Raw genomic sequence first — 11,917 nt, 5'->3', positions numbered from 1 at the left:
TCACCAGCGTTGACCAGATGCTCCGTGCACGCCCGGGACGAGTCGGTGGATCACTTTGTCAGCGGAACGGTGGACCAGGCGTTCTTGATCCGAACGCACCTCTCGTGCGGGTTCGCTCGAAGCTTGCGACCGCCAAGTCCTGAGGACGACGCTACGGCTGCGGCCCGGCTGCTGACGGTTTAGGGGCAGGTCGAGTGCTGGGTTGGTCAGCAGCATTGCGGGCACGGTGGACCCGGTATTCATGCCAGGTGAGCCAGACAATGAAGATGTCGAAGGCGGTCAACACGACCATCCCCCAGGTGAAGGCGACCAGGAGCTGATAGCTCTGGTAGGCAATGAAGGCCAGCAAAAAGGCGATCATCCACGGGTAGGCCCACAATTTGTCCCTCAGCACCGCCCAGACGAGGACCACCTTGACCAACCCGTGCAAGAGCAGATAGACCGCACCGAAGAGCGTCGCCGACACAGTCATGGCCCCGGCCCAGTGCACCAGGGTGGTGGCAACAAGGTCGTGCGGGTCTTCGGAGAGTTCATGCTGGGTCAGAAAATGGACCACAGAGGCCATCTGGGCGGGCGACACCAGCAGCAGGAGAACCCCTCCCACCAGTTCCAGCACCCCGTCCAGCCCCTTAAGAGCCAAGCTGATTTTGAATATTTGGTCCAACGTGGTCGTGCCGGTGCTTGTCTCCGCCATTTTCACTCCTCCAGCGCCCGCGAACACGGTACTCAGCGGAGCTCTGATCATAACTATTCATGGCCGATAGGCAGGTCAGGGGTCGATCCGGCGTATCTCGATCGGCCAAAGCTTGGCCTCTCCTAGTTTGCCAGCGATTTCCACGGCGCGGGACATGTCCTGGCGAAAGCAAATCCTGGACACAATCCTCGGCCAGGCCCCAGTCGCCCGTGACGCGGATGAGGGTTGCGGTGATCCGTGCCGTCTCACCGGCGGACGCGGCCTCCACGACGGCCCGGACGTCCGTCAGTTCCGGCGCCAGGTCCCCCCGCCTTGACCAACGCCGTCCTCGGGGCGAATCACTACTCCCCGAGCGGCCGCACAGGCCTGATCTCGATCTTGCCGAACCTGGCCATGGTGTGCTTGGACGCCACCTCGACAGCCTCATCAAGATCCGCACAGGCGATGATGTCATAGCCCGCGATCCATTCCTTCGTCTCCGCGAACGGCCCGTCCGAAACCACCACGTCGCCCCCGCGCACCACTACCGTTGTTGCGTCCTCGACAGGACGGAGCCCAACGCCGCAAAGCCTTCGGCACACCCCAAATCATCAACGGCTAGCCGCTTCCTTGTGCTCGTGCTGCGGCCCTCAGCAGAGCTCCGAAGCACGAGCACCCTATCCGTCTCAAAACCTGACGGCTGCAGGAGCAGCGGCGGGAAGCAAGGGAGGGCTGGCGCCTACGTATTGACCGGCAGGTAGGTATTAACTGGCCGGCCGGTGGTTCCGTACTCGAGGTGCAGGGTCACGCGGTCCTTGCGTTCGAGCTCGCTCAGGTATCGCTGCGCCGTAGGCCGGGATATGCCGATGAGGTCCGAGACATCCTGCGCGCCCAGGGGCTGGCCGGCCGCGGCCACGGCATCGAGAACCTTTTGCATGGTCGGCGGGAGGCGCCGCGCGGAGCTGGAACCCGCGATGGGCGCCACAGAAGCCCGCCGTGAGGCAAACAGCGCGTCAATGTCCGTCTGCCCCGTGATCCGCCGTGACAACGCGTCCGCGCGCCACCTCTGATACGCCTGCAACTGCTCGGCGAGCTGCTCGAACCCGAACGGCTTCACCAGGTAGTACACCGCTCCGCCGCGCATCGCCGCACGCACCGTCCCTACATCCCGCGCCGCGGTGATAATGATGACGTCTACGTCCTCGCCTGCCTCGCGCAATGACTGGAGGAGCGAGATGCCGTCCTCGTCCGGGAGGTAGACATCCAAGAGCAGGAGGTCGGGGCGCTCCCGCGCGATCGCGGCACGCGCCTCGGCGACGGTGTGCGCCTCACCGACGCACTCGTACCCCGGAACATGAGCCACCTGGGCGGCATGCAGCCGCGCCACACGGAAGTCGTCGTCGACAACCAGCACCCGGATCATTCTTCAACCCCAATTTTCGGAATCCACACTTCGAAGCGTCCGCCCGGTCCGGCGAACACATCCATCGTGCCACCTGCGCGGCGCACAATCCTCGCCACGAGCGCCAGGCCAATGCCGCGCCGCAGGCCCGGGCCACCGGCGTGGCCCGCCCGTTCTGTTTTTGTCGTATAGCCGTCGCGTACGACGTCGTCTACCGCCTCCGCGGGCACGCCCGGTCCGGTGTCCGTCACCGACACAAAAACGCCCGAGGAATCATCCAAGGCAAGCGTCACTGCGTGGGGCCCCGGGAGGCTGGAGACGGCGTCGATTGCGTTGTCCAGCAGGTTCCCCACGATTGTCAGGAGGTCCTGCGTTCCGAGCCCCGGTTCGCGGAGGAGCGATTCGTCGGACACAGCCACGCGCACATCCTGCTCCGCCGCTACCGTGATCTTGGCATAGATGAGCGCCGCGAGCTCGGGCGGCTCGATCCGTGCGCGCAGTCCCTCGCCGAGGGAGCGCGACGTGTCCGCGATGCCCGCGATGAAGGTGCGTGCCTGCCCGATATCGCCCAGATGGAGGAGGGCGCCCACCGTGTGCATGCGGTTGGCGTACTCGTGCTCCTGCGCGCGCAGGGCAGCCATGAGCCCTTCCAGTGCACGCAGGTCCCGCACTAGCGCTTCCACTTCGGTGCGGTCGCGAAGGGTCACGACAGCGCCCACGCTCCGGCCGCCAACGCTTACCGGCATGCGGTTGGCCACAAGAAGGGAATCGTCAGTGATGATCGTCTGGTCAGCGCCGGGCGCCTCACCCGTGAGGACGTCGCGGAGCCGTCCCTCGGGGATGAGCTCCTCCAGCGGGCGGTCGAGCAAAGTATCTTCGAGGCCCAGGAGGCGCCGGGCCTCGCCGTTAATCACGGTGACCCGGCCGGCGTCGTCGATTCCCACCATGCCCTCGCGGATGCCGTGCAGGAGGGCCTCCCGTTCCTGGAGGAGCGAGGCGATTTCCGCAGGCTCGAGACCGAACGTGGCGCGCTTGATGGCCCGTGCCAGCAGGAACGAACCTGCACCGCCGATCAGGAGGATGAGCACCGAGGAGCCTCCAACGATGCCAGCGTCCCGCTCGAGCTCCATGCTGACGGTGGTCTCAAGGATGCCCACCGAGACCTGTCCGACGACGTCCCCCGATGCGTCCAGGATCGGTGCCTTGGCGTTGGCCGAGTCGCCGAGACTGCCGCGGTCGGTACCCACGTGGGTCTGGCCGTCGAGGACCGCGACAGGCTCCTCGAGGCGCTTCCCGATGAGCGACGGGGTGGGGTGCGAGAAACGAATCCCGTACCGGTCGGTGACCACCACGTAGTCCGTCTGGGCGCGGGTGCGAACCTGTTCAGCCACCGCCTGGATCTCGTGGCCGGCAACGCCGCGGGCCACGCCCGTGGCCACCTCCGGCATCTGTGCCACCGATTCCGCGACGCCCAGGGCACGCAGGCGGAATTGCTCGTCGAGTACCTGGCCGGTGATGCGGTTCGTCACCAGGCCGCCGAGGGCCACTGTGACCACGATCAGCACCAGCGTCCACACGAGAATCTGCGATGCGAGCGGCCGGGCACCCCACCAAGCCCGGGCGCTGCTCACTGCTGGCCCCGGACGGCGTTCAGGGCGGCCCGGACGGCACTTCGAGCAAAAGGTTCAAAAGATGAATGAAGGCTAATAACCCTCACAAGGCACGCAAGCGTGGCCGTACTACGGCAGTCGTTTCTAGGGTGGGTGCACTGATCATGACTCATGTCACACGGCACGAAGTTTGCGAGGCATGACTAAAGGATCCACCGGACAATGGCGTCGCCGCAAATGAGGCGGCCGGCGTCGACTCAACAGAGAGGCTTTACGCCATGGGTGTAAACCATCGAATTCGCCCACGAGGGGATGCCGGCGACGATGCCGGCATTGAGATCACGGGGCTGACCAAGCGCTACCTCACGCCAAAGGGGGAAACCTTTACGGCGATCCGGGACGTTGCGCTTTCCGTGGAGCCCGGGCAGTTCTGCTCGATCGTCGGCCCCACGGGCTGCGGCAAGTCGACCACCCTGGCCCAGGTTTCCGGGCTGGAACGTCCCAGCGAGGGCTCCGTGCGCGTCGGCGGCAACACCGTCGAGGGTGTCACGGACGGGGTGAGTTACATGTTCCAGGCGGATGCGCTCTTCCCCTGGAAGAGCGTGCTCAGCAACGTGATGATGGGACCGATCCTGCTCGGAACCCCGAAACGCGAGGCCATCCTGCTCGCCAGGGACTGGCTGCGCCGTGTGGGGCTTGCGGGTTTCGAGGACCGCTACCCGCATCAGCTCTCGGGCGGCATGCGCAAGCGCGTTGCCATGGCCGCAGCGCTCATCAACAACCCGAGGATCCTGCTCATGGACGAGCCGTTCGGTGCCCTCGACGTGCAGACCAAGGCCATCATGCAGAACGAACTGCTGAAGCTCTGGGAGGAGTTCCGGCCCTCGGTCCTGTTCATCACGCACGACCTCGACGAGGCCGTAGCACTCTCCGACCGCGTGGTCATCATGACCAGCAGCCCCGGCACCGTCAAGGACGTCTTCGACATCGATCTGCCCCGGCCGCGCGGCAACGTCCAGGAAATCCGCCACGAGGAACGCTTTCTTGAGCTTCAGGGCAAGATCTGGGAATCGCTTAAAGACGAGGTCACCCGTGCCTACGCCCGATCGGCAGGTGCAGCAGCATGACCACTCTTGTGCAAGGGGAAAAGGTGAACCCGCAGGAGCAGCAGGCAGCGGCCGTGCAGTCCGGAAAAGCGTCGCACCGGCGCCGCGTGACTGCCATCTGGGTGGGCCGCGCCGCCCTCGCAGTGGCTGTGGTGGGCGGGTGGCAGTGGTTTACCGAGGAAGGCTGGGTGGACAAGTTCTTCTTCGGCCAGCCTAGCGAGATCTGGAACAGCCTGGTGATGCTCTTCACGGAGGGAACAGCGTTCGGGACAATCTGGGAGAACCTCGGGGTCACCATGGAGGAAGCGGTTCTCGGTTTCTTGCTCGGCACGTTCGTCGGCGTGGTGCTCGGGATCCTGCTGGGCTCGAACAAGTACCTTTCAGCCGTCGTCGGCCCGTATATCCGGATCGTCAACTCGATCCCCCGCATCGTCCTCGGCTCGATTTTCATCGTGGCCTTCGGCCTCGGCGTGTTCCCCAAGGTCCTGCTCGCCGCGGTGCTGGTGTTCTTCGTCGTCTTCTTCAACGCCTTCCAGGGCGTGCGTGAGGTGGACCAGAACCTCGTCGCGAACGTCCGAGTGCTCGGGGCATCCCCGGTCCAAGTCGCGGTTCACGTGACCATCCCCTCGGCGATGACGTGGATCATCGCAAGCCTCCATACAGCCTTCGGGTTCGCGATTATCGGTGCCTTGGTCGCGGAGGTGCTCGGTGCCCAGCAGGGTATCGGCCTGATCATCAGCCAGGCCCAAGGCACCTTCGATCCGAACACGGTATTCGCGTGCATGGTGATCATTGCCGTGATCACGCTCGCGGCCGAATACCTGATCGGCCTGCTGGAACACTCACTCCTCAAGTGGCGGCCGCCAAACCGTTCCGAAGCCCAGGCCATCTGAAGAAATTTTTCACCCGCTAGCAAAGCAATATCCACGAAGAGAATAAGGAAAGTGCCCCAATGATGAAGCACAGAATCTACGCCACCGCCGCCCTGGGAGTCGTTGCGCTCAGCCTGGCCGCCTGCGGCGGCAGCACCTCGGCCAGCTCCACCGCCGCAAGCGGTTCCGGCAGCACGGCGTCTGCGGACACCTCGACGATGCCCACGGTCAAGCTCATGGTCGGCGGCATCGACAAGCAGATCTACCTTCCGTACCAGCTCGCGGAAAGCCTCGGCAACTACAAGAAGTACGGAGTGAATGTCGAGCTCTCCACGGAGCAGCACGGCGGCGTCGGCGCAGAGGAAGCCATGGCGTCCGGACAGGTGGACATGGCCGGGGCGTGGTACATCCACACCGTCGACTTCCAGTCCAAGGGCAAGAATGTCATCGACCTCGTGCAACTCTCCAGCGCCCCGGGCGAGCGCATCATGTGCAGCCCCAAAGCCAACGTCCACTCGGCGGCGGACCTCAGGGGCAAGACCGTCGGTGTGACCGACCTCGGCTCCGGAACCGATGAGCTCACCCAGTTCATCGCTGCCAAGGCCGGAGTCACGAAGAAGGACTACCACACCATCGCCGTGGGCGCTGGCTCCACTGCCATCGCTGCAATCCAGCGCGGGTCCGCTGACTGCGTCATGACAACTCAGCCCACCGTCGGCGCGCTCGAGAGCAAAAACCTGGCCGTCTCCGCGATCGACCTCGCGACCTCGGACGGCACCAAGGCCGCGCTCGGCGGCTCCTGGCCGGCGGCCAGCGTCCTTGCCCAGTCCGACTGGGTCAAGTCTCACGAGGATGAGGCCCAGAAGGTTGTGAACGCCCTCGTTGACACCATGCACTGGATCAGCACCCACTCGGCGGCCGATATCGCGGACAAGCTGCCCACCTCTTTCGTCCAGAACAGCACCATCTCCAAGGAGATGTACGTCAAGGCGCTGGACACCGACAAGGGGCAGTTCCTGCCCGACGGACTCATGCCCGCCGGCGGCCCCAAGACGATCTTTGCAATGGAGCAGGAGAACGGCGTGGACACATCCAAGGTCACCTTCGGCGGCACGTTCACCAGCAAGTACGCGGAGGCCGCGCTCAAGCTCGAGGGCTACACGCCCACCACGACGCTGGCCGGCTCCGACGGATAACGCCGCCGGCTGACGACTATGCAGTAAGGATCGACGACGGGCCCCACCTTCAGCGCGAAGGTGCGGGCCCGCCATCGTGCGAGGGGGCGTTCCGCTCTGAGCGGGCGGGAACCGCTGGGGCCGACGCGGAGCGGGTACAGGACGTCCTCCATGCGGGGGGCGACTTCGGCCGAGGGTTCTGGCTGTGCCGGTTCTTCCGGTTTTGCTGCGTCGGCCATGAGTTGGTCAATGCGTGCCGAGCCCGTCTGGCGGCTTTGAGCGCGTCGGCGTGCTTGAAGGGTTCCGCCGGTGCTTTATCTGCCTGTTCGACGCGCGACCCGGTACGGTTCACACCGCCATCGCGCGGGTGGTTAGGCTGGGTGGATGGCGACAGTTATTCTCGTGCGGCACGGCCGCACCACAGCCAATGCCACTGGACTGCTGGCCGGTCGGGCCGTCGGCGTCAGCCTGGACCAGATCGGGCGGGACCAGGCGGCTCTGACCGGAGACCGGCTCGCTGCCGTGCCCTTGGTCGGGGTGGTGTCGAGCCCTCTTGAACGTTGTCAGCAGACCGCCCAGCTCATCCTCGATCGCCAGGCTGGCACGCCGTACGCGCCGGTCGATCTCGATCTCACCGAGTGCGATTACGGCCAGTGGCAGGGCCGCACGCTCAGTGATCTCGCGACCGAGGATTTGTGGCCGGTTGTGCAGTCGCAACCGTCCGCCGTCGTCTTTCCCGGCGGTGAATCCATGGCCGGGATGCAGGCTCGGTCGGTGGCCGCGATTCGACGCCACGATGCAGCCTTCGAAGCCGAGTACGGGCCAGGGGCCGTATGGGTGGCGGTGAGTCACGGTGACATCATCAAGTCCATCCTCGCCGACGCGCTCGGCATGCACCTTGACCTGTTCCAGCGTATTAACGTGGGCCCCGCCTCCGTATCGATCGTGCGCTACGGCGCTAGTCGGCCGAGCGTCTACGCGACCAACACCGACGCGGGTGATCTGTCGTGGCTTTCGAACGGCATCCACTCTGGCGAGGCGCCGGTGGGCGGCGGTGCAGGGCAAAAGGCGCCATGAACCTCATGTGCCTAGAATACTGACATGCCTACACGTGTTCACGAGTTTGCCTGGCCTGATCGGATCGTCGTTGGCACCATTGGCCTTCCGGGGGCGCGCACGTTCTACCTGCAGGTGCGCGCAGGGACGCAGATCGTGAGTGTTGCCCTGGAGAAGCAGCAGTCGGCGCTGCTTGCGGAGAAGATCGACGAAATTCTCGACCAGCTCATCACCGTCGAGGGCAACCCCTTCAGCGTTCCCACGGGTACTCCCATTGAGCTTGTCGACAATGACCAGCTCGAGGCCGTTCAGGAGCAGTTTCGCACCGGCGCCATGAGCTTAGGGTGGGACCCAACCACGGCCCAGGTCGTTATAGAGGCCCACCCCATCACCGATGTCGATGTTGATGACAACGACGAATCGCTTGATGGGGACGGCGCTAGCGAGCCCGAAATGCTGCTGGTGCGAATGCCGGTCGGCACCGCCCGCGCATTCGCCCAGCGCACCCGTGAGATCGTGGGCGCCGGGCGTCCGACGTGCCCGCTCTGCGGTTACCCCATAGACGCCGACGGGCACATCTGCACCCTTCCCGAGGCCTGATGCCGGCGCCGGACCTGTTGACCGCCGAGCTGACGCTCACCGGCCGCATCACGACGGCTTCAAACGCTACATTTCTGGGCAGCATCGGCGACGTGGTGGTCGTCTATAAGCCGATAGCAGGCGAAAGTCCGCTGTGGGATTTTCCCCACGGCACTCTGGCTCACCGCGAGGTGGCCGCCTACCTGGTCTCGCAGGTCTTCGGCTGGGACATCGTGCCGCACACCTGGCTGCGCGATGGTCCGTTGGGCGAAGGAATGGTGCAGCTCTGGCAGGAACCAGACCCCGCCCAAAACGCCGTGAACCTGGTCGCCACGGACCACGTCCCGAAGACGGGCTGGAAACACGTTCTCGAGGGACGAGATGAGAACGGGCGGATAGTCGCCCTCGTTCACGAAGACTCGCCAGCGCTCAGACGTATGGCGGTGTTCGACTTGGTCATCAACAACGCCGACCGCAAAGGCAACCACATTCTTGCCATGACGGACGGACACCGGCACGGCGTGGACCATGGCCTCACCTTTCACCGTGACCACAAGCTGCGCACGGTGCTGTGGGGATGGCTGGGAGACGCTCTGACCGCCGAGGAACGCGACGGCATCGATCGTGTCAGCGAAGGACTGAACGGTGGGCTGGGCCGAAACCTGGCGGACTTCCTCAGCGCCGAAGAAATCGCCTCGCTTGCCGCGCGCTGCGAGCGGTTGCGCTTGGCAGGGCGGTTTCCGGCTCCGAGCGGTGAGATGCCGGCGGTGCCCTGGCCGCTGTTCTAAGGGAATTACGGCTACGGGCTTTGCCGGCTGTGTCAGGTTGATGGCATGGATCTTAAGGTAGCGACGGAGCTCATCATGCCTGAGCGCGAGCCCGGCTGGCGATTTTCCAAAGAGCCGGGCCCCGGCAGGCAACCACTCTGTTCCGAAGGTATGGGCGATGCGAGAGACATCAACTGTCACCGGGAAATCGCGGCCCAAACACCGGTAACAGCGCATGCGTGGAGCCGACGACATCGCCCATATCGGGTCAAGACATCGATCCCGCTGAGCTCTGGCTAGCCTTGGGCGGCGTCGAAGGCCTGCTTTATGGCCTGAATGATGCGGCCACGAGGGCTGGGGCTGTATCCGTTCTCAGCGGCCCATTTACGGATCTTCTGAGCCGCCGCAGGTTCTCTTAATCCCGCACAATTCGCTGTCGTGAGACTGCCTGCACATGGATTCATTGTGCCCCACCTCGCAGTCAACGGAAGGTGGACCCGGGCGCGGCACGACACGCCACACCGCGGCTGGACGATCCGCGGATCATTTATTAAAGTCTTGCGGTATCGAATGCAGGCAAACGGACACCACGTCCGGGAAAGGGGGCGCACATCACCGCTGACCAACACACCAACCCACTGTTTCATCCGCGAAAGCCCCTCCCCCGAGGGGCTTYCCTRTGTGCCGGGAGCCCCTCGGCCGGGGCGGCGTTCTCAGGCTGGGTTTGAAGTCGGCCTCCGGCCCCGTGAGGCAGAGCATATGTCCCTGGTTCCGGTCAGAAGGAGAGGGGTAGGCTCGGCACTATGACCATTAACGCTTCATCCGACCGTGTCCGACGACCAGGCGGCTGGCTGCCCGAGCAACAGGACGACCTCGAGGACTGGATCGCCGGCCACCGGGAACGGGTGGAGGCGCGGGTTGAAGATGTTCCCCTGCATCCGGTGATCGTGGAGTTCCAGGAATTGATTGCCAGCGATCCGGTTGTCCGCCTCTACATGACGGAGATGATCGAGCAGGTTCCGAAGTCGAAGCCCTACCGCAAACGGCACCTCACCAGCGTTGACCAGATGCTCCGGCTGATCAACGAGGTCCTGACGATGGCCCCGGAATTCAGCGAAGGCGGCATGGTCACCACGCCGTTGACGGCGATCCTCGATTGGACCATGGGAACCGAGGCCGGATTCGCGGCCCACCGCGACCCGCGGATCGTCGCCATGTTCCGCAAGATTCTGGACGCCTGGTGCGTGTTCCTGACCAGCGCGGACTCCCTGTATGTCTTGAACACCTCGCCGTCCGGGTGGATGTCGGAGAAGGCGCGGCAGGCCGTCGGGATGGACGATTACCAACACGATGCCCTCGCCGAGCACTGGGGCTTCACGTCGTGGAACGATTTCTTCTCCCGCCGGCTCACAGCGACTTCCAGACCCGTCGCCGCACCAGAAGATGACAAGGTCATCGTCAGTGCCTGCGAGTCGACCCCCTACAAGATCAGCTCCGATGTGCAACGCCAGAGCCGGTTCTGGGTCAAGAACCAGCCCTACTCACTCGATGACCTGCTCGCCCGCGACGAGGCCGTGGAGCACTTTGTCGGCGGAACGGTGTACCAGGCGTTCCTGAGCGCGCTGAACTATCACCGCTGGCACGCTCCCGTCGCCGGAACGATCGTGCGGGCGTACCTCAAGGACGGCACGTACTTCTCCGAGGCGGACTCCGAGGGCGCCGACGCCGTCGAGCCGACCCTCTCGCAGTCATATCTGGCCCATGTCGCAGCCCGGGCGATCATCCTGATCCAGGCCGACGACCCCGTGATCGGTCTCATGGCGGTGATCCCCGTGGGCATGATTGAAGTCTCGTCCTGCGTCATCGATCCGGAGATCGTCCCGGGCCACCATGTAAATAAGGGCGACGAGCTGGGATACTTCCAGTTCGGTGGCTCGACGGAATGCCTCATCTTCCGGCCCGGTGTTATCGACCAGTTCGCCCTGACCGCTATCCCCCAGCCCCAAGATCCGAAGGCACCTCTCGTGCGGGTCCGGTCAAAGCTTGCGACCGCCAAGTCCTGAGGACCACGGTGCGGCTTCCGGGTCTGTCGGAAAGGTCGACACACCCCTGACTGGCCAGCTTTCCCCCCGCCCCGTCGCTGACATAGCTGACGCGGCCCGGGAAAGCTTGGGGTTGCCTAGTTCTTCCTGAGGTCGTTGAGGTGCTGTTGGAGACTACGCCGTAGGGCCGCCTCTTCACCGGCACCGGGCTGGGCCATAGCGGCCAGCAGTTTTTCCGCGGTGGCCAGGACTGTGCGGCCGTGCGGGGTGAGCCTGATCCTGGTGCTTCGGGCGTCGCTGCCGCGTTCTTTGCTCAGAAGGCCCAGGCTTTCGAGTCGGCGGAGAACTTTGCCGAGGCTTTGTTTGCTGACCGACATAAGGGCCGCGAGGTCGGAGATTTTGGCGGGTTCGCGGTCGGCGAGGGATTCCAGCGCCTCGAGCGAGCCCTGAGTCAGGTGCAGGTGCGCCAGTCGCCGGTTGATCCTCAGTTCCTCAAGTCGCGCTGTGACGCCGAGGATCCGGTAGGTGGGCCACGGAAGCGGCTCCCCTCCGTCGGCGGCGGCCATACTTGAGCTCCTTTGCGTCGTGTCGCGGGCGTGCGCTGGATCGCCGCGCCGCATGTGCGCCGGAGCCGC

Annotated in this window: 13 protein-coding genes; 7 read left to right on the top strand and 6 right to left on the bottom strand. The window is 64.6% G+C overall.

Annotated elements, in window-relative coordinates; genetic code table 11:
- Positions 1-151: 151 nt before the first annotated feature.
- The 4 genes from AC1DKQ_RS19760 to AC1DKQ_RS19745 all read right to left on the bottom strand — a co-directional run bounded on the left by AC1DKQ_RS19760 (position 152) and on the right by AC1DKQ_RS19745 (position 3,706).
- Positions 152-694: a DUF2127 domain-containing protein gene (locus AC1DKQ_RS19760; protein WP_476919922.1), complete on the bottom strand. Its 543-nt coding sequence runs from the start codon at positions 692-694 to the stop codon at positions 152-154.
- A gap of 341 nt (positions 695-1,035) precedes the next feature.
- Positions 1,036-1,215: a YciI family protein gene (locus tag AC1DKQ_RS19755; RefSeq protein ID WP_476919921.1), complete on the bottom strand. Its 180-nt coding sequence runs from the start codon at positions 1,213-1,215 to the stop codon at positions 1,036-1,038.
- A 197-nt stretch (positions 1,216-1,412) separates the two neighbouring features.
- The gene (locus tag AC1DKQ_RS19750; protein WP_476919920.1) at positions 1,413-2,096 is read right to left on the bottom strand and encodes a response regulator; all 684 of its coding nucleotides are present in this window, start codon (positions 2,094-2,096) and stop codon (positions 1,413-1,415) included.
- The gene (locus tag AC1DKQ_RS19745; RefSeq protein WP_476885553.1) at positions 2,093-3,706 is read right to left on the bottom strand and encodes an ATP-binding protein; all 1,614 of its coding nucleotides are present in this window, start codon (positions 3,704-3,706) and stop codon (positions 2,093-2,095) included. Before AC1DKQ_RS19745 ends, AC1DKQ_RS19750 begins: the two co-directional genes overlap by 4 nt.
- 257 nt (positions 3,707-3,963) lie before the next feature.
- Between AC1DKQ_RS19745 and AC1DKQ_RS19740 the strand changes: the two genes are divergently transcribed.
- The 6 genes from AC1DKQ_RS19740 (at position 3,964) to AC1DKQ_RS19715 (ending at position 9,261) form a co-directional block, all read left to right on the top strand.
- The gene (locus AC1DKQ_RS19740) at positions 3,964-4,812 is read left to right on the top strand and encodes an ABC transporter ATP-binding protein (RefSeq protein ID WP_476885554.1); all 849 of its coding nucleotides are present in this window, start codon (positions 3,964-3,966) and stop codon (positions 4,810-4,812) included.
- Positions 4,809-5,684 carry an ABC transporter permease gene (locus tag AC1DKQ_RS19735; protein ID WP_476919919.1) on the top strand — a complete coding sequence of 292 codons (876 nt, stop codon included), beginning with the start codon at positions 4,809-4,811 and terminating at the stop codon, positions 5,682-5,684. The genes AC1DKQ_RS19740 and AC1DKQ_RS19735 overlap by 4 nt, the downstream gene beginning before the upstream one ends.
- Before the next feature lie 59 nt (positions 5,685-5,743).
- Positions 5,744-6,859: an ABC transporter substrate-binding protein gene (locus AC1DKQ_RS19730; RefSeq protein ID WP_476885556.1), complete on the top strand. Its 1,116-nt coding sequence runs from the start codon at positions 5,744-5,746 to the stop codon at positions 6,857-6,859.
- Positions 6,860-7,222: 363 nt separating this feature from the next.
- Positions 7,223-7,915 (top strand): histidine phosphatase family protein, encoded by a 693-nt coding sequence (locus AC1DKQ_RS19725; RefSeq protein WP_476885557.1) that lies wholly within the window; start codon positions 7,223-7,225, stop codon positions 7,913-7,915.
- 24 nt (positions 7,916-7,939) lie between these two features.
- Entirely contained in the window at positions 7,940-8,494 is a 555-nt protein-coding gene (locus AC1DKQ_RS19720; RefSeq protein ID WP_476919918.1) for a DUF3090 domain-containing protein, read from the top strand.
- Positions 8,494-9,261, top strand: a complete 768-nt coding sequence (locus AC1DKQ_RS19715; protein ID WP_476919917.1) for an SCO1664 family protein — start codon at positions 8,494-8,496, stop codon at positions 9,259-9,261. Before AC1DKQ_RS19720 ends, AC1DKQ_RS19715 begins: the two co-directional genes overlap by 1 nt.
- A gap of 275 nt (positions 9,262-9,536) precedes the next feature.
- Here AC1DKQ_RS19715 and AC1DKQ_RS19710 read toward each other — a convergent pair whose 3' ends face one another.
- Positions 9,537-9,704 carry an Lsr2 family DNA-binding protein gene (locus AC1DKQ_RS19710; RefSeq protein WP_476919916.1) on the bottom strand — a complete coding sequence of 56 codons (168 nt, stop codon included), beginning with the start codon at positions 9,702-9,704 and terminating at the stop codon, positions 9,537-9,539.
- 339 nt (positions 9,705-10,043) lie between these two features.
- Between AC1DKQ_RS19710 and AC1DKQ_RS19705 the strand changes: the two genes are divergently transcribed.
- A complete protein-coding gene (locus tag AC1DKQ_RS19705) occupies positions 10,044-11,303 on the top strand; it encodes a phophatidylserine decarboxylase associated domain-containing protein (RefSeq protein WP_476919915.1) in 1,260 nt (419 codons plus the stop codon).
- Between the two features lie 116 nt (positions 11,304-11,419).
- Here AC1DKQ_RS19705 and AC1DKQ_RS19700 read toward each other — a convergent pair.
- On the bottom strand, positions 11,420-11,917 hold a 498-nt coding region (locus AC1DKQ_RS19700), incomplete at its 5' end, for a MarR family winged helix-turn-helix transcriptional regulator (RefSeq protein WP_476919914.1).

The organism is Arthrobacter sp. 05L421 (genome assembly GCF_056397785.1).
The sequence above is the reverse complement of the archived record's forward strand: the minus strand, read 5'-3'. Positions and strand labels throughout refer to the sequence as shown.

Coding starts and splice junctions, on each gene's coding strand:
- AC1DKQ_RS19760 (WP_476919922.1), bottom strand. CDS start 694: ATGGCGGAGACAAGCACCGGCACGACCACGTTGGACCAAATATTCAAA.
- AC1DKQ_RS19750 (WP_476919920.1), bottom strand. CDS start 2,096: ATGATCCGGGTGCTGGTTGTCGACGACGACTTCCGTGTGGCGCGGCTG.
- AC1DKQ_RS19740 (WP_476885554.1), top strand. CDS start 3,964: ATGGGTGTAAACCATCGAATTCGCCCACGAGGGGATGCCGGCGACGAT.
- AC1DKQ_RS19735 (WP_476919919.1), top strand. CDS start 4,809: ATGACCACTCTTGTGCAAGGGGAAAAGGTGAACCCGCAGGAGCAGCAG.
- AC1DKQ_RS19730 (WP_476885556.1), top strand. CDS start 5,744: ATGATGAAGCACAGAATCTACGCCACCGCCGCCCTGGGAGTCGTTGCG.
- AC1DKQ_RS19725 (WP_476885557.1), top strand. CDS start 7,223: ATGGCGACAGTTATTCTCGTGCGGCACGGCCGCACCACAGCCAATGCC.
- AC1DKQ_RS19720 (WP_476919918.1), top strand. CDS start 7,940: ATGCCTACACGTGTTCACGAGTTTGCCTGGCCTGATCGGATCGTCGTT.
- AC1DKQ_RS19715 (WP_476919917.1), top strand. CDS start 8,494: ATGCCGGCGCCGGACCTGTTGACCGCCGAGCTGACGCTCACCGGCCGC.
- AC1DKQ_RS19710 (WP_476919916.1), bottom strand. CDS start 9,704: ATGAATCCATGTGCAGGCAGTCTCACGACAGCGAATTGTGCGGGATTA.
- AC1DKQ_RS19705 (WP_476919915.1), top strand. CDS start 10,044: ATGACCATTAACGCTTCATCCGACCGTGTCCGACGACCAGGCGGCTGG.